We start from the raw sequence: 21,758 nt of genomic DNA, 5'->3' as shown, positions 1-21,758 counted from the left end.
AGCCGTTAATAGCTCGCCTTGCGATTGTGTCTAGTTTATTGTATTTGGTGAACAAAGGAAATTATTTTTTCTCGATTCCGATCAGAAAAGGAGAAGTTTCTCGCTGCAATTGGCGATAGATCACAACCTGTGCCTGTTCCACCGGAAGGGCAGAGGACCAGTCCAATACAGCTTCTGCTTCCTGTGCCCCTCCGTCATGACCGGGGTAGAGCACAACCGTAATAATTCCGCGAGGACGTAATAAAGCGAGTGCAGCCTCGAGTGCAGCGATTGTGCTGTCAGTCTCGGTGATGATGGAGGAATCTGCACTTTCTGAAGGCAGGTACCCCAGATTGAACATAACTGCACCAACCGTACCAAGCCATGACTCAGGAACTGCTTCTGCCATTCGATCATGGCTTAGTTGAAGCATGGAGATGGAGCCAAGCTTGGCTTCATCATTTTGTTTTCGAATCCGGGCCTGTGCCAGCGTGAGGGCTTCATTTTGAATATCGAATCCAATGACTTGACCACGCCGGCCAACTTGTTGTGCCAAAAATAGTGTGTCTGCTCCTGTACCCACCGTTGCATCTATCGCCAGATCACCTTGCTGCAGACGGGAAGCAATCCACTGATGCGCACAGCTGAGAACCGAAAGAAAGCCCATCTATGCTCGCCTCCAATACTTACCTTGCCATGAATCCCGCTCTCGCAACTCACGATCAATGGAGTTCAACACTTCCCATTTGTTCATGGACCACATCGGTCCAATCAACAGATCACGCGGTGCGTCGCCTGTAAGACGGTGTACGATCATTTCCGGTGGAAGCATCTCTAGTGTATCTACGATCAGTTTGATATACTCGTCCTGATCCAGAAAACGTAAAAGACCAGCTTCGTATTGCTTCACCATTGGTGTTTTGCGCATCAGATGTAGCAGGTGAATCTTGATTCCCTGTACATCCATATTGGCAACTGCCCGTCCAGTGTCCAGCATCATCTCATGTGTCTCTTGAGGCAGACCATATATGATATGTGTGCACACACGTATATTCCGTTTGCGCAGTTTCTCAACCGCTTCTTCATAACACTTCGTGTCGTGCGCGCGATTAATCAATGTTGATGTGGAATCATGGATGGTTTGAAGCCCCATCTCAACCCACAGGTAGGTGCGCTCGTTCAGTTCAGCCAAATAATCAACAACGTCATCTGGCAAACAGTCCGGGCGAGTGGCGATGGACAAACCAACAACACCGGGTTGCTCAAGAATTTCTTCAAAATATTCGCGCAGCTCCTCAACCGGAGCATACGTATTCGTATAGGCTTGGAAGTAGCCAATATAATGGGCTTTAGGCCACTTGAGGTGCTGTTTATCTCGAATTGTATTGAATTGGGTGACCAGATCTTCACGTCTGCTGCCAGCAAAATCGCCTGATCCACGCGCACTGCAGAATGTGCAACCACCTTTGGCAATGGAACCGTCGCGGTTGGGACAGGTGAATCCAGCATCCAGCATCACTTTGAAAACCTTATTGTTAAATTGATCTCGCATCTCATAATTCCAGGTATGGAATCGTTTATCTCCCCACAGGAGAGGGGACTGTAATGCAGGTGCATTCATCTTCAGGGTACTCCTTTGGCTGTCGAATTACCGTAATCATACGTGAACAAAAGAAGAAGCGCTATGCGATTTCCGTCATAGACGATGGATAGCGATTATAGGTGTCTTCATGAACTTTTATCATTGTATCAAAAAACTAAAAAAAAAGGGAATCGAAACGCAAAAATAGGCCGTAAAATCAAGGTTTTCTCCTTGCTATAGTTTACACCTTATGTTATATTTAAATCAGCGTCAGACACCATCTAATGGGTATTATTCATCATAGCATTTGAATCAACGTTGACGTCATGGACCATACTATACCGTGAGGTGATATGAATGAATTCCCAAGTTAAAAACAATGAATTGAATCATGTGTCTGTTGAATTGACGGCAGAAGAAGCACTGGCTTTAACAGGTGTTCGTTTTAATGGAAATCCGAAAGTGAAAGCGGCTGCAAGACAAAAAGTTCGCGATGCTTTCGAAAAGACATTTGATTTTTCACACCAAGATAAGGTAGACTATGAACTACTAAAGTAGTTGGACCCCAATTCCAAATAAATCGAAGAGGGAATCTTTGAGATTTGCCCAAAGTGGCAGATCCGAAGATTCCCTTTTCATTGCTCTTTACAATTTGCCAGTTCTTCGGCAAAATAAGTCTGAGACAAGTATGGGACAAACGGAGGAATAAAATGCGTTTACGTGGCAGAAAAGGGATAAGAGAAAATCTGGAGCAACAAGTTGATCTTGTTGTACTGGACCCCAAGCAACATAAAGGAAAATGGTCTGAACTGTTTGGCAATGACCATCCGATCTTCGTGGAATTTGGTATGGGTAAAGGTCAATTTATCAGCCAAATGAGTTATAAATATCCGGAATTTAATTTCATCGGTATTGATATGTATGATGAACTGGTGCGTCGTGCCAGTGAGAAAGCTCGTAATGCGTGGAGTCAGGCTGATGTGGGGACACCCCCTAACCTGAAGCTTGCGCTGGCAAATATCGAACAGATCGAAGAAGTTTTTGAACCGGAAGAACTGGAACGCATTTATTTGAACTTCAGTGATCCTTGGCCAAAAGCAAAGCATGCACGTCGTCGTTTGACGCACCCGCGCTTCCTGAAGAAATACACGGAATTGCTTAATCCCAAAGGTCAGATTCATTTCAAAACCGATTCGGAGACGCTGTTTGATTTCTCACTCAACGCCATTGCCGACTTCGGCCTGCAAATGACCAATATTTCTTTGAATCTGCATCGTGATGGTTTGAATGAAGAACATGTGATGACGGAGTACGAGCAGAAATTCATGGGTAAAGGTATGAACATTCACAGGGTTGAAGTGATTGTGGGTGAAGAGGCCCTGCGTGAGTATCAGCAGACACGTCTGGACAAGTATAAAGTTCGTGAAGCTTCGGATGAGTCTGGCGAAGATCAGGAACAGGAATAAATCGAAATCTAACTTAAACTCATTAAAGAAGAGCGACACATGAGGTGAATGATTCATTCTCATAGGTCGCTCTTTTTTTGCATTAACAATCCATGTGCAATGCTCCATAAACTCAAGTCTGGTATGATTTCAAAAGTTCTCTGAATGAAATTCTTTGCGGCGATAATCGTTTGGTGTAACACCATTGAACTTTTTGAACATGCGATAGAAGTATGAACTGTTGGTGAATCCGGTTCTCTCGGCAATGTCGGCAACGGAGTTCTCCGTCTCCACCAGCAGATGCTGGGCCTTGGCTATGCGGGTTTCGTTAATCACGTCCGTGAGCCCTTTCAGGGTGAGTTGTTTGTAGAGCCTGCTTACATAGATGGGCGACATGCCCAACTCATCTGCGATAGAAGTTAGACATAGATTGGGGTCCGCATAGTCCCGCTCAATAATGCCATTGATTTTACGAATCAATTCTTCGTGCTTCAGCGTACGTTTCTCCTCGACTTTGGAACCAAGCTCATCAAACATCCGATAGAAGTGTTCATGTACTTCACTGATGTCTTCCGCGTCTTTGACAGGCAGCATTAGACCATCCGAGACTGAATCAAGCGTGAGTTGATTATTCTTCTTGAGGGTATTTCGTACATGGTTCAGTGTCATCGTCAGATGGGATAAAGCTAGTTGGAAGACGGTAAATGGATATGCGGCTGTCTCGCCGACGATGTCTGCATAGACTTGTTTTGCTTCTCGCGTCTTACCTGTCATTAGATGATCAACAAGCTGTCTTTCCTTACCTGCTGGGAATGCGTACTCCTTGGCGTGATAAGCCATGATGTCAGAGGTATAGATCAGACAGCCCGGTCCCATGAACAAACGATGCAGTGAGGCTTCGGCTGATCTGGTGTAGGATGCAATACTGTCTTCCAATGAATCTTCTTCCGTGCCGATCGTACAGGAGATGGAGCATTTCAAATGGGTCATTACAGCTGCCTGCATCATACGTAGTAGCTCTTCGATCCGGTTATGAGCAGGTTGCCCAAGTTCATGGTTTTCCGCTTTTTCATTGAAGATGAGTGTGATCAGATCACCGCCCATGTCCACAGCTTCCGCATTGTAGTGGAGATCGGCTGTCTCAGTGCAGATGTTCATCATCGCGTATTTTACAAGCTGGGTCTCATCACGATACGTTTCGCTGAATTCGGTAAAATGGTCAATACGCAGTAATACCAGTCTGGATGCACGCTGAACATCAATGGAGGAACCATAGAACTTCATCCGTTCTTCCAGCATACCTCCAGTTACTGTTTCGCGGCCCTGTAGGGCCCCTCGTAGAAAATCCTGTCGTAACAAATGAAGACTGCCACGTCGCTCTGCTTCCATTACACGTAAACGAACAAGCACCTTATCAATAGGGTGATATAGTTTTCGGGACACAAGGTAAGAGAGCAGTAAGCCTGCGAAGAGAAGTCCAACACAAAACAGAACGGTATGTGTGCGCATACTCCGTATATCTGAGGTAATCAGATCATAAGGTGTTATTCTTACATAACGCCAACCCAGGTCATCGGGAGCGGTATAGGTGATGAGAGATTTTTCTCCGTCGACCTTCTCGGTAAAGTAAGCTGATTGCCCCGTATCCTGCATAATTGGCTTCATAAAAGCTTCGCTGGAGAGATTTTTCATCAATGCACGGTCGCCAAAGTCAGATAAAAGGTCTCCATTCTCATTCACGATAAAGGTTTTGCCGGGTTGATCCACAGCATTCATATTGGGACTGAGCCAATCATCCTTGATATTAACGATGACAGCATAGTTTAGCTTCGCGTTATCATTAATCGTGTCATAACAGAGATAGGTGTAGCTGTTAACCTCTGTTGCTTCGGTAGAGCCGACCTGATATGTACGCGGGATGGGCACAAAAGGTTTATAGTCATGGAAGCGTTGGAGGATGCTTGTAATCCCCTGATCATCGATCTCCGAGATGGACTGCTGCCCATTGCGCACGTTGGAACTGATATAGAATTCATTGCTTTTGGAGTTATATACATAGATGGATTCGATAAAGGGAAGGGACATACGGTAGTTGTCTAGCTGCTCCATCGCCGATGTGATCTCATAGATATTTGGTTTGGAATAAAGCAGTAATGAAGAGATGGTGTAGTCCTGATAGATCTGATATGACAATGATTTTGCAGTCTCGGTCATTTTGGCCACTTCACGGCTGGTTTGAGTAAGACTGTTCATATCTGTACGATACACCTGGCGAAGAGCAATCCGATTATAGTTGACGTACAAAATAGAAGAAGCCACAAGTAAGGTAGCGACGGTACTGATAATAATGCCGATCAGAATCCGTGTGAAGACCTTCTGACTGTCCTCTGAACGTTTACGCATTCTGTTTCCCCCTCAGACCTCCTATTTTGGGTGAACAACATAGAATTTCATATACATATGTGAGGCTTCATATATCGATGTACAGAAGAGCAAGAGTAACTTGAATTATATATTATGTATGCGTTTACATCAATGCTGGACAGGCCATTTTGCCTGTTTTCTCTACATAAAGTTCAACTTTCGCTGGATTGTTCACTAGGTGTAGCCTATGCACGATATCAACATTTGTGAACGGATGTGTGTGAATGTCTGTTCATTTCATGGTTCGTTCATTTTGTTCATAGTTCATTTCGCAGAATCGTTCATTTTCTGAAGGGAAGCTTCAGTATCCGTGAGTGAAGAGAGCATCTACAATAAAAAGAGAGCTCCACCACGCAGCACCGCAAGAAATTCGGGAGGGATCGAGCCATGCTCAAAGAATTGAACAAAAACAAAATCATGTTTCTGATGCTGTTGCCCACGCTGATCTTTTTTCTGATTAACTCGTATTTTCCGATGGTCGGCATCTATTATGCGTTCACCCGGTATGATTTTGAAGGCGGATTATTTGGTAGTCCATTTGTCGGTCTGGAGAACTTTAAGTTCCTATGGCAATCCGGAATGTTGCTGAAGCTCACAACCAATACCGTGGGTTACAATCTCGCCTTCATTATATTAGGAAACGGTCTGGCGATCTTCTGTGCGATCATGCTTAGCGAGATCCGGGGCAGGTTATTCAAAAAAATCACGCAATCCGTCATGTTCTTGCCGTATTTCATCTCATTTGTACTATTAAGTGTAATCGCTTACAACATGTTCAACTACGAGTCGGGTTTTGTGAACACGGTGCTCAAACGTTTTGAGGCCGGCCCGGTCGACATTTATAACACACCCTGGATCTGGGTGTTCCTGATCATCATCTTTTATCTATGGAAAAATCTTGGATACAGCATGGTCATCTATCTGGCCGCCATAACGGGTATCAGTGACGAGTATTATGAAGCTGCCCGAATCGACGGGGCGAATATATTTCAGCGGATCTGGTACATTACGGTACCAATGCTGAAGCCAACCTTTGTCATCCTGTTGTTGTTCTCACTCGGCAGCATTATGAAGGGGCAGTTTGACCTGTTCTATCAACTGATCGGTAATAATGGGGTGCTGTACAATGCTACAGATATTATTGATACGTATGTGTACCGTTCACTGAAAGTAACGTTTGATATCGGGATGGCAACGGCTGCTGGTCTGTATCAGTCCTTGTTTGGATTCATTTTGATCATGACCGTCAACTATATTATCCGCAAAGTAAATGAGGACTACGCCTTGTTCTAGAACGCCCGCAGGGCAGGAGGGAGAATGATCATGAACACGCCAATGAATACTCACACTCGTACGAATACTCGTCTCAGAGATTCGGAATTCACTTTCATGTTTCAACTGATTTCCTACAGCTTCATCATCATTTTATCGATCATGTGCTTGTTACCGTTTCTGCTGATTCTATCCGGTTCATTCAGCAGCAACGAGTCCATTGTGAGGGATGGTTATCACCTCTTTCCAACGGACTTTTCCCTGGAAGGTTACAAAATGGTTTTTACATTCCCTACAAAGGTACTCAAGGCTTATGGGGTAACGGTCTTTACAACGGTGGTGGGGACTACGCTTGGGCTGTTCCTCATCACGATGGCCGGATTTGTGCTCCAGCGTAAGGATTTTAAATATCGGAACACGTTCTCGTTTTTTATCTACTTCACAACCCTGTTTGGTGGGGGACTTGTGCCTTGGTACATTATGTTGGCGAACTACTTCAATCTCACAGATACGTACACCGTACTGATTTTCCCGGGGTTGATGACGCCATTCCTCATTATCCTGATGAAAAACTTCATTCGCTCGGCAGTGCCGGATGAATTGATTGAGTCAGCCAAAATTGATGGAGCGAATGACTTCCGCATCTATTTCAGCATTGTGTTGAAACTGGCGATGCCTGGTATCGCCACCGTAGGTCTGTTCTTGGCACTCGGTTACTGGAATGACTGGTTTACCTCATCCCTCTTCATTAACAACCCGGATATGTACCAACTGCAATTTTATCTCTACAACACGATGAACACGATCACATTCATTGACCAGATGGCGATTGGCACAGGGATCACACTCAGTCAGGATGTGCCTACCGAATCAACCAAGATGGCAATGGCCATCGTTGTAACGGGACCGATTTTGTTCCTGTATCCGTTTGTACAACGTTATTTTGTTAAAGGACTCACCATTGGTGCAGTGAAAGGTTAGAACGTGAACGCGCTGTGGGCGTCAGGCCATTGACATCATTTCAGGTCTGAAGCATGGCGAGTCTGCGCTAACATATAAAGGTTCACCACAAAAAGGGAGGATGCGTATGCGTAACAAAACAATTCGGCACCTGTCTCTGGTACTTGCCCTGATGTTGTTCGCCGGGGTACTTGCCGCATGTAATAACGGTTCGGGGGGATCGACGCAAGGAAGCGAGCAGGGAGGAACATCCGGGAACAAAGGAGAGAAAGTGACGCTCCAATTTTACATGCTTGGGGATGCTCCCAAAGATCTGCCTGTCATTGAATCCGAGATCAATAAGTTGGCGGAGGCTGATCTGAACGTCAATGTGAAATTCAACTACACCTCCTGGACCGACTGGGATCAAAAATATAAACTCCTGCTGTCTTCCGGACAGCCGATCGATCTGATCTTCACAGCGGATTGGACATTCTACCAGTCCTATGCCAAGAAGGGCGCGTTCCTGCCACTGGATGAAATGCTGCCTACAGCAGCGCCGGCGCTGAAAGCTCATGTACCTGATGACATGTGGAATGCTGTCAAAATCAATGACAAAATCTATACTGTTCCATCAACTTGGATTGAGTATGTAACCGAGGGGATTGCGTACCGTGAGGACTTGCGCGAGAAGTACAATCTTCCGAAACCGGAATCCTTGGAGACGCTCGAAGCATATCTGGAGGGCATCAAAGCCAACGAACCCAATATGATTCCGATTGCCGATAGCAATGCCAACCATACCCATGGTATTCGTCAATTGACATCCAAGCTGGTTAATACAGCAGGTCAACTTCCATATGGACTGGATATTATGTATGACTCACCATCGACCGTGACGTCCTACTGGGGATCGGCGCAACATCTGGAAGACCTGAAAACATACAAACGCTGGATGGATAAAGGCTTTTTCCCGAAAAACGTACTGAATGTAAAGGATACTTCCAACTCATTGCTGCAAAATGGAAAAGCGGCTGTTGTTCTGTCCGGGGAGAACCCGAACAAATTTAATGCAGATGTTATCAAGGTGCAGTCTACTCATCCAGATTGGAAACTGGCTTATTTCCCGTACCCGAATGCGAAAGGGTTTGCACAACCGGTTCACCCGATCCACAATGGTTTTGCGATTCCGCGTAGCAGTAAAAACCCGGAAAAAGCATTGGCATTTTATGAGAAACTGGTGACAGACAAACGATATAATTGGTTGACTGAATACGGCGTTGAAGGCAAAAACTTCGAGGTAGATAATGGATACTACAAAATGGTCGGAGATGCACAAACCAACGGCTTCCCACGTGAGGGTATGAATGGTTGGGCATGGCGTAATCCGGAATTCATGCTCTATGATAAAACCTTTGATGACGTGCTGACCATGTTTGAAGATCTCGACAAAATCAAAAAGCCGGATATTTATACCGGATTTGCTGAAGACTGGACACCGTACCAAGCCGAGAAGGCTGCATTGGAACAAGTGGAAAAACAATATCTGTATCCGCTTAATGTAGGTTTGGTGGCAGACGTAGAGGCTGGATTGAACACATTTATGGAGAAGGCTAAACAAGCAGGATTGGAAAAAATTCAGGCAGAATACACCAAGCAGTGGCAGGAGTACTTGAAGTCTACAGGCATACAATAGTTTGTACTTTCCTTCATAAAGAAAAGGTGCCTTCTGATTCGAAGGCACCTTTTCAATGTGGTTGCAGGCTTGTTTGAAGCCGTTGGTTAGAGGCATGATTGGACGAAGAATGCGGGAAGCGACATCCTAATGGGATAAATTCATAAACGGGCCTCTTCTGCGGATGAAGGACGAACGTCCTCCAGCAGATCAATAATACTTTGAGCGCTCTGCATTGGATGAACCTTGGCGATTTCCGCCAGATGACGTTTGCGTTTACGTACAACATCCGGGTAGTGATGCAACAGCTTGTTCATCCATTTAACCACTACGTCGGGCGAAGTTATGGGTTCTCCCAACCCTCTTGCCGTAAAATAATGGACGTTTTCTTCTTCCTGACCAGGAATAGGGTTGTGGAACAACATGGGAATTCCTTTGGCCAAGCCTTCACTGCAAGTCATTCCCCCAGGTTTGGTAATCAGAAGGTCGGATACTTCCATTAATTTGTCCACTTCGTTGGTGTATCCCATAATGTGAATGTTTTCTTTGCGATACATGGGGTTCTGTTCCATGCTGATCCGTGTTTTATCGTTGCGACCGAGACAAAAAATGATTTGAATATCTTCATGCCAGCGTGTCAGCAGCGGATGGACCAGCTTGTCGCTGAGCATTCCCCAACCGCCGCCCATCACCAGTACAGTAGGCATGTTCTTGAGGTTAAATCTGCTTCGGATCTCTTCTCGCCCGGGATGCTCCCAGAAATTTGGATGCACCGGAATGCCCGTGACTCGAATGTTTTCTGCAGGTACGCCTCGTAGCATTAGTTTGGACTTAACCTCATCTGAAGAAACCAGATAAAGGTCTACTTCACGGTTAATCCACGTCCCATGTGCATCATAGTCGGTGATGACTGTGCATAGGGGAACCTGTACACCCAGACGCTTCAGTCTGGATATGACAGCACTTGGAATCGGATGTGTACAGACGATCGCATCGGGACGTAACTGGCGCACAACGCTACGTGTGTGTGTATAGAACAGTTTATGCAACGCCAGTGTTGTCAGCCTGTTCAATGATTTTTTATATTGGTGTCTGTATACGTATCCGAAAAGTTTGGGTTGGTTGGTAACCGTTTTTTTGTATGCTGTTATAATCAGAGGTGCAACCTTTGGATTTAAGAAACTTCCCAGTTCAAGCACTTTTGTCTGCACGTCTGGCGAGAGCTTTCGCAAATTGCTGGACAGTGCATAGGCGGCTTGAGTATGACCCGTACCAAAGCCTTCAGATAATAGTAATACTCTTTTTTTCTCCACGCTTGCTTCACCTGTTCCTGCTAGGTTTTTCTGAGTCTAACATATCGGCTTTAAGACCAGAATGCAACTGTTGCAAGTGCGACTAAAGTACCTATTGTGGCACCCGCCAGAACATCGGAAGGATAGTGTAACCCCAGATAAATTCGAGAGAATCCGACAATAAGGGCCACAGGCAACAATATTAGCAATAAGATTGGATCAGTGGTCATAAAGGGAACTGTGACCGAAAAAATGGCAGTTGTGTGCCCTGAAGGAAACGAGTGATCCGTCAGGGGATTACGGAACGTAATTGTATCCGGTAAGGCCAGATAAGGTCGAATGCGGGGATACAATTTTTTCGCGATAGCTACAGGGATGTGGCTGACCGCAAGGGCGATACATGCCTGGAGTCCTGTTGTGCTCCATGGAGCTGGAGCAAGCAGCCAGATTAACAACGATATTGCAATAGATGAAGTTGCTCCACCCAGATGGGTGAAATAATACAGCCAAAAATTCATAAAACGATTATGAAGTCGGCCGTTGATCCACATAAAAACATTTCGATCATAATCTTGAAACTTTAAGAATAAACGGCTCATATTGGCCTCCTGCCAGTCAGGCCGCCCGTAATGGCGGCATTATTTCCGGTGATTTTCTGCATCCGGTTTCGTCCTGATTAGTATATAACCGTTTTTCATGAACTTGAGGTTATTTCAGGTATATGTTTATCATATTTTTAAATGTTGTCCTTTTCAAGGAGAACCCATGTAAAGAACGTGAAATTCATGTTAAAGAGTGGATATATACCCATCTTAACTTTTTGACTTGGGTCAGCCAAAAAAGATACAATGATTCAACATGGCTGAAATGAGGTAAAAAAATGTGAGTTCTGTTTCAAACTTTTTGAGGTCTGTTTGCGTTATTTGTTATAGAGCCTCTGACGAAGAATAACATGCTGATGAAAAAAGCAGGGACTTTAGAAATAAAAATCAAGTAAACGGCTGAAAATAAGATATAACAGGCATGAATGCGAGGTTGTGGTATCACGAAGTGTCTATTCAGCGTTTAAAGATCACATTTCTGCTTCAAAAAGTGAAATTGGGGTTTTGACAAATGACTGAAAAGGATACAGAATCGATAAAGCAGCCAACTGATAGCAACCAAGCTTTGAAACATTGCCTGATATATTCACGTAGTACACAAAAGAACAGGGTCATATTCTGCAGATCAAAAAAAAATAAATTGCAGAATCAGGAAGAGAAATGCTTGAGTAAACTGGGTTTTGAAAAAAAGGGGGTAACAGAGAACGATGTTGGACGCTATATTCGTCACGATGCAGGTCATTCTGGCACTGCTAGCCGTGTACCAATTCACGTTTTCGCTGTTCGGTCTGATTAAGAAAAAGAAAAAGAAACATTATCCGGCGACAAAGTCATTCGCTGTACTCGTCGCAGCACACAATGAGGAACAAGTCATTGGTGCCTTGATGGAGAACTTGAAACAACTTGATTATCCGGAAGATCTGTACGATGTGTTTGTCATCTGTGACAACTGTACGGATGGAACGGCTCAAATTGTCAGAGAGCATGGATTAAACGCCTGTGTACGTACCAATGCCGATTTAAGAGGTAAAGGGTACGCCATCGAATGGATGCTTAAGTACCTGTGGAAATTGCCACGTCAGTATGACGCAGTTGTTATGTTTGACGCGGATAACCTGGTTGACCGTAACTTCTTGCTTGAGATGAATGATGACTTGAACAATGGTTCACGTGTTATCCAAGGATACATTGATACGAAAAATCCGGAGGATTCCTGGATTACTGCAGCTTACGGTGTTTCTTACTGGTACATCAACCGTCTGTGGCAGTTGTCTCGTCATAACTTGAATATGGCGAATTTCCTCGGAGGAACCGGAATGTGCTTTGAGACCAACCTGTTGAAGGAAATTGGTTGGGGTGCAACAAGTCTGGTTGAGGATCTGGAGTTTACGATGCGCAGTGTGCAACGTAATGTGTATCCTGTTTTCAACTATGACGCCAAAGTATTTGATGAGAAGCCATTAACATTCAAAGCTTCAGCGAGACAACGTCTGCGCTGGATGCAAGGTCACTTTACAGTTGCGCGTAGATACTTCTTCCCGCTGCTATGGCAGTCCATTAAGGAAAGAAGCTTGGTGAAATTCGACCTTGCTATCTATGGAGCCAATGTCTATGTGGTGTTGCTTACGTTCCTGATGACGGCTGTGATGTGGGTAGACATGGCGATATTCAGTGGTCCGCACATTGCTAATATTTATGGATACTTCCCGTTATGGGTTGGGTTCGTGGCTATTGGTTTGAACATTCTGACGTTCCTGTTGTCCATGGCGCTGGAGAAGGTTACCTTTGCCAAAGTTTATCTATATCTGATTCTGTTCCCGATCTACCTGCTGTCTTGGTACCCGATTACGTTCTACGCTTTCTTTACGCAGAACAACAAACAGTGGAGCCACACTCAACATACACGTGTTGTACGGTTGGATGAGGTGCAAAGCAAACAAGGGTAAGGAACCTGCATTTGATACTTTGTTGACATCTGATATCACAAATGGGTAATTCACGAAAAAAGTTGTGAAAAATGTTGACAATGTATTTCATGGGTGATATAGTATTTAAGTGCCTTAAAGCGAATAGCAATGGAATCACAAGCAGAAGTCCGACTTCTCACCTGATCAACAAACATGTTGGCTGGTCAACGATCCCAATAATTTATGAAGTGTATACTCATGAAGAATTGTGTTGATTACAGGGATGTCGGTAGCTTGACCGGCATCCCTTTTATTTTTGTGTAACTGGATATTCAAAATGACCTGGAGGTGGACGATTATTAGTAAAGATCACATGATTAATGATGAGATTCGGGCGAAGGAAGTACGCCTTGTCGGAGCTGAAGGAGAACAAATTGGGATTACGCCCATTCGCGAAGCACTGCAAATGGCGATTGACCTGAATTTGGATCTGGTCAATGTGGCACCACAGGCTAAACCGCCGGTGTGTCGTATTATGGACTATGGCAAATTCCGCTATGAGCAACAAAAGAAAGATAAAGAAGCCCGTAAGAACCAGAAAATTGTTGATATTAAAGAAGTATGGTTCCGTTCCAATATTGAGGAGCACGATTATCAAACGAAGCTTCGTAATGTAGTTAAGTTTTTGAACGAAGGCGACAAAGTGAAATGTTCTGTTCGTTATCGCGGACGTGAAATTGCACATGCCGCGATTGGTCAACGGATTTTGGAGCGCGTTAAGGTAGAAGTTGCAGAACTTTGTACTGTTGAACGTCAACCGAAATTGGAAGGCCGCAGTATGATCATGATCTTGGCTCCTAAAGCCTGATAACATTGGAGGAGGAAACACAAAATGCCTAAAATGAAAACACACAGCAGTTTGAAAGGACGCTTCAAAATTACCGGTTCCGGTAAGGTCCTTCGTTACAAAGCTCACAAAAACCACTTGCTTTCCCACAAATCCAAACGTGCTAAGCGCGTTCTGAACGGTAACCCAGTTATGGCTGCCGGGGATGTTAGACGTTTGAAACAAGGCTTGGCTAACTTGAAAGGCTAATTCTAATTAGTAGATTCCGTATGGGGGATCGGCTACGGCCGTACACATACCACGGATACATTTATATTTATTTGGGAGGTTCTTTAATATGGCAAGAGTAAAAGGCGGTTTTGTAGTACGTCGTCGTCATAAAAAGGTTTTGAAACTGGCAAGAGGTTATTTCGGTTCCAAACACCGTATTTTTAAAACAGCTAACGAGCAAGTAATGAAATCCCTGGTATACGCATACCGTGACCGTCGCAACACGAAACGTAACTTCCGCAGACTGTGGATCGTTCGTATCAATGCTGCAGCACGTATGAATGGTTTGTCTTACAACAAACTGATCCATGGTTTGAAACTTGCTGGAGTAGACATGAACCGCAAAATGTTGGCTGATCTGGCCGTTAACGACATCAATGCGTTCAACTCTTTGGCTACTGTAGCTAAAGGCAAAATCAACGCTTAAATTGTATGATACAAGCCGCCGTGCCTATATGGCGGCTTTTTTTACGGCTTGGAAGAAATTCGAAGATGGATCTCTGAATGATTAGAGCGAATAGGCTGTAGTCTGGAAGGGAACAATGAAACCAGATAACTGGTGAATAACGGTCCATAGGAATACATAAAATACGAACGGTGAAATAATACAAATAAAAACAGGTAAATCCCTCTCATCACTAAAGTTCGCGATATGTTTTTGTTATATAACATCACATCATTGTAACGTTAGTGTGTTAAAACGCTAAATTATTAAGCGTTTTCAATAAAAAAAGAACAAAAATATGTGATATTTGGTGATGAAACATCTGGATTTTAACACTGGTTGATTGTATAATCACCTCTAGTAGGCTAGTCCTAGATTTTTCTCTCCATGTCATAATGTTCGGTTTTTCGACAGATGATAGGATGCTTCAAGGGTGAGAATGCGCTTGTAATGTCGAAGAAACCATACATTCTGCATAAAAGTCATTCCTGCTATCTGTTAACCGTTCAATTGTAGGCTGGATTGGAATGAGGGATATATCATTAAGGGGGAAAAAGAGAAATGAAAAAGATGCTCAGCTTGTCTTTGGTAATGTTGCTGGCGGTATCGGTTATGCTCGCAGGTTGTGGTAGCAAACCGAAAGAAGAAACAAATGCCGGAGGAGATACAGGTGGCACACCCACTGAAACGAAATCCGATCTCAATATCGGTATGGTTACTGACGTAGGTGGAGTTAATGACAAATCCTTTAACCAATCCGCTTGGGAAGCTTTGCAAGCGACTGAAACAGAAACAGGTACTGCTGTTAAATACCTGCAAAGTAAATCCGATGAAGAGTACATTCCTAACCTGAACGAATTCGTTAAAGGTGGATATGATCTGACTTGGGGTATCGGTTTCCAATTGGCTGATGCAATCAAAACTGTAGCTGAGCAAAACCCTGATGCTAAACTCGCGATCATCGACAGTGTTGTTGATGCTCCTAACGTTAAATCCGTAACATTTGCTGAAGAAGAAGGATCTTACCTAGTTGGTGTTGTGGCTGGTCTGACAACAAAATCCAACAAAATTGGTTTTGTAGGCGGTATGCAAAGCCCACTGATCAAAAAGTTTGAAGTTGGATTCAGAGAAGGTGTTAAAGCAGTTAACCCTGACGCTAAATTCATTTCTAACTACACAGGTGCATTTGATAAACCTGACTTGGGTAAAGCAGCAGCAGCAACACTTTACAATGAAGGCGTAGATATTATCTTCCACGCTTCTGGCGCAACAGGTAACGGTGTGTTTATCGAAGCAAGTGCTCGCAAGAAACAAGGTCAAGATGTATGGGTTATCGGTGTTGACAAAGACCAATCTCTTGAGTTTGGTGATGAAATCACACTGACTTCAATGATCAAAAAAGTTGACGAAGCTGTTAAGCGCGTAAACCAAGAAATCATCGATGGTACCTTCAAAGGCGGAGCTGAGAATCTGACTTTGAAAGACAACGGTGTAGGTGTCGCTGATACTTCCACGAAAAATGTTTCTGCTGATACACTTGCAAAAGTGGACGAGTACAAAGAAAAAATCATCAGCGGCGAAATCAAAGTTCCTACAGAGTAATTTGATCTTCGTTGCAAAAGAATAATCATTGGGGCCGGTCTTGACCGGCCTTATGATTGCAAGAACAGGAACATTTGATCAAGTCATCATAACAATTGTACAAGGTCACTGTGCACCAACGCTCCGGTAGGAGCTTTTCTTAAGATAATAGAATTTATACGTTCTTAGCGGAGCTGAACCATTCGATTATCGCAAGAAAAACTTCAGCTAAGCGTGGTCTGTCTTCTTTGAAAGTACGTCGATAGACGTTTTTTTTTACGTTTGCGGAACCACACTATATCAGTTATAAGGGTGATTACATGGGTGCAGCAACCCCCGTCGTTGAGTTAAAACAAATTACGAAGCGTTTCCCAGGCATTGTTGCCAACGACGCCATCAGCCTTCAGCTTCGTAAAGGCGAGATCCATGCGCTACTGGGCGAAAACGGCGCTGGTAAGTCAACGTTGATGAATATTGTTTTTGGTCTCTATCAGCCAGATGAAGGTTCCATTGAAGTGAATGGCAAGCCTGTCATCATCGACAGTCCTAACCGAGCGATCGATCTTGGCATCGGCATGGTGCATCAGCACTTTAAGCTTGTACAGCCGTTCACGGTAACAGAGAACATTATTTTGGGATCTGAACCAACGAAGGGTCTCAATATTAATTATAAAAAAGCAGCCGCTGAAGTTCAGCGTCTGTCTGAACAGTATGGACTGAAAGTGAATCCTCATGCCAAGATTCATGATATTTCTGTCGGAATGCAGCAGCGAGTTGAGATCGTAAAAACATTGTATCGTGGTGCAGATATTTTGATTTTTGACGAGCCTACAGCCGTATTGACTCCTCAAGAGATTAAAGAATTGATAATCATCATGAAGAAGCTTGCTGCTGAAGGAAAGTCCATTATTTTGATCACGCACAAACTGAAAGAAATCATGGAAATCTCCGATACGGTAACGATTATCCGTCGGGGTAAAGTGATTGATTCGGTCAAAACTTCGGAAACGAATCCAAATGAGCTGGCAGAGAAAATGGTGGGGCGGAATGTCACATTCAAAGTGGACAAAAAACCGGCTACACCTGGAGCCAATGTGCTCGAAGTCAGTAAATTAACGGCCAAGAATAAAGAAGGTATTTCGGTTCTGAACCAACTTAACCTGAACGTACGTGCAGGAGAGATTGTCGGAATCGCAGGCGTGGATGGCAACGGTCAAAGTGAACTGATTGAAGCCCTTACCGGACTTCGTAAAGTAGAGAGCGGTTCGATTCTTTTGGAGGGCAAGGAGCTGTCCAATCATTCTCCACGCCATATCTCGGAGTCGGGTGTAGCCCACATTCCGGAAGATCGCCATAAACACGGACTTGTACTTGATTTTTCAGTGAGTGAAAATATCGTTCTGGAATCGTATTATAAAGCACCATATACCCGTAAAGGGTTCCTTAACTTTGATGCCATCAAACAGCAGGCGAAGCGGCTTGTTGAGGCATTTGACGTGCGTACACCAAGCATCGAGACCAAAGCTCGGTCCTTGTCCGGAGGAAACCAGCAAAAGGCCATTATCGCCCGTGAGGTAGATAAAAACCCTGAACTGCTTATCGCTGCGCAACCAACACGTGGTTTGGATGTAGGGGCTATTGAGTTCGTGCAAAAGCAACTGATTGCACAGCGCGATCAAGGGAAGGCTGTTCTGCTGATTTCATTTGAGCTTGATGAGATTATCAATGTATCTGACCGAATTGCTGTTATTTATGAAGGCCAGATCGTTGGCGAGGTGCTGCCGGAAGAAACCAATGACAGGGAGCTCGGCTTGATGATGGCGGGCAGCACCCAAAAGAGAGGTACTGCGCATGAATAACGTATTGAAATGGTTTACCCGAGATTCATTTATTTTGCCTGTAGTAGCTATTATTATGGGTCTTATTCTCGGTGGAGTTGTCATGCTGATTGGTGGCTACAATCCAATTGAAGCCTATGGTGCATTGTTCACCAAGGTATTTGGCGACATGTACAACTTTGGTGAAGCAGTACGGGAAATGACACCACTAATTATGACTGGACTTGCATTTGCATTTGCATCACGTGCAGGGTTGTTTAATATCGGGGGAGAAGGTCAATTTCTCGTTGGTATGACCGCTGCAACATTTGTTGGTGTTAAGTTTGCAGGTTTGCCGATCTACCTTCATGCGCCACTGGCTTTGATTGCCGGTGCATTGTTTGGTGGTCTGTGGGCCGCTATTGCTGGTTATCTAAAGGCGGCACGTGGGGTCAATGAAGTTATCAGTAGTATCATGTTGAACTGGATTGGTCTGTATCTGGCCAACCTTATCGTTCGCCAATTCTTGCTGTTGAAGGGCGAGAATCGTTCCGTGGATATCAGCGAATCGGCTTCGATTAGTTTGACATGGCTCTCTGAACTGATGGGTAACTCCCGTGTACACATGGGGACGTTGATTGCCCTTGTGATGGCTGTGCTCTTTTATATCTATATGTGGAAAACAAAACAAGGTTATGAAATCCGCGCGGTAGGTTACAACCCTAATGCGGCTGAATATGCAGGTATGCATGTTAACCGGAATATCGTAAAAGCGATGTTTATCAGTGGTATGCTTGCCGGTCTTGGCGGTGCATTCCAGGTTCTTGGTGTGTTCCAATACCAAACCGTAATGTCGGGTTCACCGGGAACAGGCTTTGACGGAATTGCAGTTGCCCTGATTGGTTTGAATCATCCGTTTGGGGTGTTATTGGGGGCAGTGTTGTTTGGTACCCTCACGTACGGATCTGCAGGTATGAGTTTTGCTGCGGATGTTCCGCCTGAGATTATTCGGATTGTGATCGGTTCGATTATCTTCTTCATTGCGGCACAAGGCATCGTGCGCTGGATACTTAAACCGTTCTATTCGAAGCGTAAGAAAGAGAAGGTGTTGTAGATGGACTTGTTGACAATTGGGCAAATTATCAATACGACGCTTGTCTTTGCTACGGCATTGATTTTTGCATCACTTGGCGGAATTTTTTCGGAAAAATCAGGTGTAACCAACCTTGGACTTGAAGGTTTTATGGTCTTTGGTGCCTTTGCAGCTGGAATCGGGGCGCATTATGCTCAAGAAGCGGGCATGGGCGGAACGACATCGGCCTGGATGGGGGTTTTGCTCGCGATTGTATTGGGCGTAATGGTATCTCTGATTCATGCCGTTGCGTCTATCACATTTAAGGCAGACCAGATTATCAGTGGTATCGTCATTAACTTTTTGGCAGCAGGAAGTACGTTGTACTTGGTTAAACTGTTGTTTGAAGGTTCTGGTGATTCACCGTTGGTTCAAGGTTTCAGCAAGTTTGATGTGCCATTGTTGAAAGACATTCCTTTGCTTGGAGAAGCCTTCTTCAAGAATGTATATCCAACGACATATCTGGCCATTCTGTTCGTATTCCTGACGTATTACATCATGTTCAAAACGCCATTTGGTCTGCGCCTTCGTTCTGTAGGTGAACATCCAAGTGCGGCTGATACAGTTGGTGTTAAAGTGCTTCGTTATCGCTATATTGGCGTTATGATCAGTGGTGCGCTTGCGGCCATTGGTGGAGCTGCGATTACGTTGACGACTACGGGTACATTCTCACACAATACGGTTTCCGGCCAAGGTTATATTGCCATTGCAGCTATGATCTTTGGTAAGTGGAATCCGATTGGTGCCTTTGGGGCGGCTGTCTTCTTTGGATTCTCACAAGCGATCCGAAACTATGTACAGTTGTTTGAATGGTCACAAAATATTCCCCAGGAAATTATTTTTATGCTGCCTTACCTGCTTACCATCATCGTTCTCGTTGCAGCGGTTGGACGTTCTTCGGCTCCGTCTGCACTCGGTGAAGCATATGATCCGGGTAAAAGGTAACAACCTTTTCCATATCAGCTTAGCTATTTAGAGTTCTGATAAAGGGTCCGCCTTGTGCGGGCCTTTTTTTGTTTTCTTGAACGCCCATCGACTTTTACATGCTTAACTTGGTTCTCGTGCAGATACCCATATTTTCAGGTAGGGACAAAGAAACAGGCGAATTCAGTGATGGACGAATACACTGTTTTGAACGATCCGAGGAGGAGGGGAAAGTATGAAACAACAAGTTACGCGTGATGAAGCGATGAAATTAATAGGCAAAAATATTGTTGCAATCAAAAAAGACGGCACTCGGGTTACGGGAAAGCTGTTGAAAGTATCGGGCAACAAACTGGTACTCAAGCGTTTGAATGGCAAAAAAGTACGTACAAAAGCGATTCTGCCACTGGTATTGTTTGATCTACTCGCTATTGCCACACTGCCTTATGCTTATGGAGGTGGTCCCGGCTTCGGTCCCGGATATGGACCTGGACCAAAACCAGGCCCTGGATATGGTCCAGGCTACGGACCGGGATATGGACCTGGAGGACCTGGTGGCGGATATGGACCTGGTCCTGGATTCGGCCCTTATGGTCCAGGTCCACGCCCACCAGGATTTTTCTAGGACATTCTATAATGTTTTTTCCAATTCGTAGCAGCGGCTTATCATGATGTATCGAATCGCGCTGTATCCATTTTTTTGATAAAACTGAAGCCCTTTGGTATTGCCCTCATCCACCATCACTTTAGATCTTCGACAACCCCGAGATACCGCAAAGCTCTCTGCTTTGAGCAACAAAGTTTGCCCGTAACGTTTGCGTTGTTCTTTCGGACTAACGGCCATCATATCGACATAGAGCAATTCCCCATGCATGAGAAAATGGATGAATGCCACAGCAGCTTTGTCTGGCTCCGGCGAGACAACAAAGGTCATGCCCCTGTTCATTCGCAGGGGTATTTCTTTGCGGATTTTATTAATTTCCTTTTCGCTCATATGGGATAAAGGAACAAGTTGAGTGTCAATCAGCTTCATGATGGCGCCATCATCCAGCTTGGATGTGCGTTGCCGAATCACCATGCGGAGCCTCCTTTCAGGACCAGTCGTGCTGCTCGTATATCCTATGCCCGAAGCAAGATAAAAGGTGACTGAATGAAGCGCTGGGATTAGGGCAACCTTATAGGCTGAAGAGGGAGGAAGGAAGGTTCTCTGAATTTTTATGCAAAACAGGTATTGACTTATCGGTTGGAGGAATCATATAATGTTCCTAACATTTAACGAGAATATTTCATCGGCTATGAAGAGGACGAAGTTTTAAGGGCTCTTTTGCTCAGAGAGTGGCTGGAATTGCTGAAACCACCACCATTATCCCTTATATACGAGCTCACCTCGGAGCTGTTTTCCTGAAAAGCACTGGATGTCACTCCTTTCGCGTATTAGGGAAAATCGTATGTCTGCGTTACAGACAACAGGTATGGGAAACGACTATGTTCGTTTGAGCTATTCGTTTTGTTGTACCTGGTAAGGTCCGTTATTGCGAAATTTCGGGCAAAGTTGGGTGGTACCACGGAAGCGATAACCTTTCGTCCCTCGCAAGCATGAACTTGTTTGCAGGGGATGGAAGGTT

20 protein-coding genes are annotated in these 21,758 nt (G+C 44.5%); 14 read left to right on the top strand and 6 right to left on the bottom strand.

What is annotated here, in order from left to right:
* Nucleotides 1-61: 61 nt before the first annotated feature.
* On the bottom strand, nt 62-646 hold the full coding sequence (locus MHI01_RS09960) for a class I SAM-dependent methyltransferase (protein WP_076318300.1): 585 nt from the start codon (nt 644-646) through the stop codon (nt 62-64).
* Nucleotides 647-1,600: a TIGR01212 family radical SAM protein gene (locus MHI01_RS09955; protein WP_036669734.1), complete on the bottom strand. Its 954-nt coding sequence runs from the start codon at nt 1,598-1,600 to the stop codon at nt 647-649.
* A 318-nt stretch (nt 1,601-1,918) separates the two neighbouring features.
* Between MHI01_RS09955 and MHI01_RS09950 the strand changes: the two genes are divergently transcribed.
* Nucleotides 1,919-2,119, top strand: coding sequence for a hypothetical protein (locus MHI01_RS09950; protein WP_036610190.1), 201 nt, complete (start codon nt 1,919-1,921; stop codon nt 2,117-2,119).
* 152 nt (nt 2,120-2,271) lie between these two features.
* Nucleotides 2,272-3,027, top strand: a complete 756-nt coding sequence (gene trmB / locus MHI01_RS09945) for a tRNA (guanosine(46)-N7)-methyltransferase TrmB (protein WP_340983014.1) — start codon at nt 2,272-2,274, stop codon at nt 3,025-3,027.
* A gap of 129 nt (nt 3,028-3,156) precedes the next feature.
* On the opposite strand, the gene MHI01_RS09940 is transcribed toward trmB, so the two are convergent.
* A complete protein-coding gene (locus MHI01_RS09940) occupies nt 3,157-5,409 on the bottom strand; it encodes an AraC family transcriptional regulator (RefSeq protein ID WP_340983013.1) in 2,253 nt (750 codons plus the stop codon).
* Nucleotides 5,410-5,817: 408 nt separating this feature from the next.
* Here MHI01_RS09940 and MHI01_RS09935 point away from each other — a divergent pair, with 408 nt between their 5' ends.
* From MHI01_RS09935 to MHI01_RS09925, 3 genes are all read left to right on the top strand, one after another.
* Nucleotides 5,818-6,723: an ABC transporter permease gene (locus tag MHI01_RS09935; RefSeq protein ID WP_017689672.1), complete on the top strand. Its 906-nt coding sequence runs from the start codon at nt 5,818-5,820 to the stop codon at nt 6,721-6,723.
* A gap of 96 nt (nt 6,724-6,819) precedes the next feature.
* Nucleotides 6,820-7,683: a carbohydrate ABC transporter permease gene (locus tag MHI01_RS09930; protein ID WP_373865007.1), complete on the top strand. Its 864-nt coding sequence runs from the start codon at nt 6,820-6,822 to the stop codon at nt 7,681-7,683.
* 100 nt (nt 7,684-7,783) lie between these two features.
* A complete protein-coding gene (locus MHI01_RS09925) occupies nt 7,784-9,337 on the top strand; it encodes an ABC transporter substrate-binding protein (protein ID WP_390924812.1) in 1,554 nt (517 codons plus the stop codon).
* Nucleotides 9,338-9,477: 140 nt separating this feature from the next.
* Here MHI01_RS09925 and MHI01_RS09920 read toward each other — a convergent pair whose 3' ends face one another.
* Both MHI01_RS09920 and MHI01_RS09915 read right to left on the bottom strand, forming a co-directional pair.
* Nucleotides 9,478-10,629 (bottom strand): MGDG synthase family glycosyltransferase, encoded by a 1,152-nt coding sequence (locus MHI01_RS09920; protein ID WP_076327057.1) that lies wholly within the window; start codon nt 10,627-10,629, stop codon nt 9,478-9,480.
* A gap of 50 nt (nt 10,630-10,679) precedes the next feature.
* Complete coding sequence (locus MHI01_RS09915; RefSeq protein ID WP_017689668.1) at nt 10,680-11,207, bottom strand: phosphatase PAP2 family protein; 528 nt, start codon at nt 11,205-11,207, stop codon at nt 10,680-10,682.
* Nucleotides 11,208-11,917: 710 nt separating this feature from the next.
* Here MHI01_RS09915 and MHI01_RS09910 point away from each other — a divergent pair.
* The 9 genes from MHI01_RS09910 (at nt 11,918) to MHI01_RS09870 (ending at nt 20,758) form a co-directional block, all read left to right on the top strand.
* Nucleotides 11,918-13,156 (top strand): glycosyltransferase family 2 protein, encoded by a 1,239-nt coding sequence (locus tag MHI01_RS09910; protein ID WP_036610177.1) that lies wholly within the window; start codon nt 11,918-11,920, stop codon nt 13,154-13,156.
* A gap of 334 nt (nt 13,157-13,490) precedes the next feature.
* A complete protein-coding gene (infC, locus tag MHI01_RS09905; protein ID WP_017689666.1) occupies nt 13,491-13,985 on the top strand; it encodes a translation initiation factor IF-3 in 495 nt (164 codons plus the stop codon).
* Nucleotides 13,986-14,009: 24 nt separating this feature from the next.
* The gene (gene rpmI, locus MHI01_RS09900; RefSeq protein WP_017689665.1) at nt 14,010-14,213 is read left to right on the top strand and encodes a 50S ribosomal protein L35; all 204 of its coding nucleotides are present in this window, start codon (nt 14,010-14,012) and stop codon (nt 14,211-14,213) included.
* 88 nt (nt 14,214-14,301) lie between these two features.
* Entirely contained in the window at nt 14,302-14,661 is a 360-nt protein-coding gene (gene rplT, locus MHI01_RS09895) for a 50S ribosomal protein L20 (RefSeq protein WP_017689664.1), read from the top strand.
* Nucleotides 14,662-15,240: 579 nt separating this feature from the next.
* Nucleotides 15,241-16,281 carry a BMP family lipoprotein gene (locus tag MHI01_RS09890; protein WP_127544459.1) on the top strand — a complete coding sequence of 347 codons (1,041 nt, stop codon included), beginning with the start codon at nt 15,241-15,243 and terminating at the stop codon, nt 16,279-16,281.
* Between the two features lie 299 nt (nt 16,282-16,580).
* Nucleotides 16,581-18,119 carry an ABC transporter ATP-binding protein gene (locus tag MHI01_RS09885; protein ID WP_127544457.1) on the top strand — a complete coding sequence of 513 codons (1,539 nt, stop codon included), beginning with the start codon at nt 16,581-16,583 and terminating at the stop codon, nt 18,117-18,119.
* Nucleotides 18,112-19,191, top strand: a complete 1,080-nt coding sequence (locus MHI01_RS09880) for an ABC transporter permease (RefSeq protein ID WP_036610168.1) — start codon at nt 18,112-18,114, stop codon at nt 19,189-19,191. Before MHI01_RS09885 ends, MHI01_RS09880 begins: the two co-directional genes overlap by 8 nt.
* The gene (locus MHI01_RS09875) at nt 19,192-20,154 is read left to right on the top strand and encodes an ABC transporter permease (protein WP_127544454.1); all 963 of its coding nucleotides are present in this window, start codon (nt 19,192-19,194) and stop codon (nt 20,152-20,154) included. It begins immediately after the preceding gene.
* Between the two features lie 214 nt (nt 20,155-20,368).
* A complete protein-coding gene (locus MHI01_RS09870) occupies nt 20,369-20,758 on the top strand; it encodes a hypothetical protein (RefSeq protein WP_047842246.1) in 390 nt (129 codons plus the stop codon).
* 6 nt (nt 20,759-20,764) lie between these two features.
* On the opposite strand, the gene MHI01_RS09865 is transcribed toward MHI01_RS09870, so the two are convergent.
* Nucleotides 20,765-21,208, bottom strand: a complete 444-nt coding sequence (locus tag MHI01_RS09865; protein WP_036611020.1) for a GNAT family N-acetyltransferase — start codon at nt 21,206-21,208, stop codon at nt 20,765-20,767.
* Nucleotides 21,209-21,758: the final 550 nt, after the last annotated feature.

It is taken from the genome of Paenibacillus sp. FSL M7-0656 (genome assembly GCF_038003225.1).
Taxonomy (GTDB): Bacteria; Bacillota; Bacilli; order Paenibacillales; family Paenibacillaceae; genus Paenibacillus; species Paenibacillus amylolyticus.
The sequence above is the reverse complement of the archived record's forward strand: the minus strand, read 5'-3'. Positions and strand labels throughout refer to the sequence as shown.

Coding starts and splice junctions, on each gene's coding strand:
- MHI01_RS09960 (WP_076318300.1), bottom strand. CDS start 646: ATGGGCTTTCTTTCGGTTCTCAGCTGTGCGCATCAGTGGATTGCTTCC.
- MHI01_RS09955 (WP_036669734.1), bottom strand. CDS start 1,600: ATGAATGCACCTGCATTACAGTCCCCTCTCCTGTGGGGAGATAAACGA.
- MHI01_RS09950 (WP_036610190.1), top strand. CDS start 1,919: ATGAATTCCCAAGTTAAAAACAATGAATTGAATCATGTGTCTGTTGAA.
- trmB (WP_340983014.1), top strand. CDS start 2,272: ATGCGTTTACGTGGCAGAAAAGGGATAAGAGAAAATCTGGAGCAACAA.
- MHI01_RS09940 (WP_340983013.1), bottom strand. CDS start 5,409: ATGCGTAAACGTTCAGAGGACAGTCAGAAGGTCTTCACACGGATTCTG.
- MHI01_RS09935 (WP_017689672.1), top strand. CDS start 5,818: ATGCTCAAAGAATTGAACAAAAACAAAATCATGTTTCTGATGCTGTTG.
- MHI01_RS09930 (WP_373865007.1), top strand. CDS start 6,820: ATGTTTCAACTGATTTCCTACAGCTTCATCATCATTTTATCGATCATG.
- MHI01_RS09925 (WP_390924812.1), top strand. CDS start 7,784: ATGCGTATGCGTAACAAAACAATTCGGCACCTGTCTCTGGTACTTGCC.
- MHI01_RS09915 (WP_017689668.1), bottom strand. CDS start 11,207: ATGAGCCGTTTATTCTTAAAGTTTCAAGATTATGATCGAAATGTTTTT.
- MHI01_RS09910 (WP_036610177.1), top strand. CDS start 11,918: ATGTTGGACGCTATATTCGTCACGATGCAGGTCATTCTGGCACTGCTA.
- infC (WP_017689666.1), top strand. CDS start 13,491: ATGATTAATGATGAGATTCGGGCGAAGGAAGTACGCCTTGTCGGAGCT.
- rpmI (WP_017689665.1), top strand. CDS start 14,010: ATGCCTAAAATGAAAACACACAGCAGTTTGAAAGGACGCTTCAAAATT.
- rplT (WP_017689664.1), top strand. CDS start 14,302: ATGGCAAGAGTAAAAGGCGGTTTTGTAGTACGTCGTCGTCATAAAAAG.
- MHI01_RS09890 (WP_127544459.1), top strand. CDS start 15,241: ATGAAAAAGATGCTCAGCTTGTCTTTGGTAATGTTGCTGGCGGTATCG.
- MHI01_RS09885 (WP_127544457.1), top strand. CDS start 16,581: ATGGGTGCAGCAACCCCCGTCGTTGAGTTAAAACAAATTACGAAGCGT.
- MHI01_RS09880 (WP_036610168.1), top strand. CDS start 18,112: ATGAATAACGTATTGAAATGGTTTACCCGAGATTCATTTATTTTGCCT.
- MHI01_RS09875 (WP_127544454.1), top strand. CDS start 19,192: ATGGACTTGTTGACAATTGGGCAAATTATCAATACGACGCTTGTCTTT.
- MHI01_RS09870 (WP_047842246.1), top strand. CDS start 20,369: ATGAAACAACAAGTTACGCGTGATGAAGCGATGAAATTAATAGGCAAA.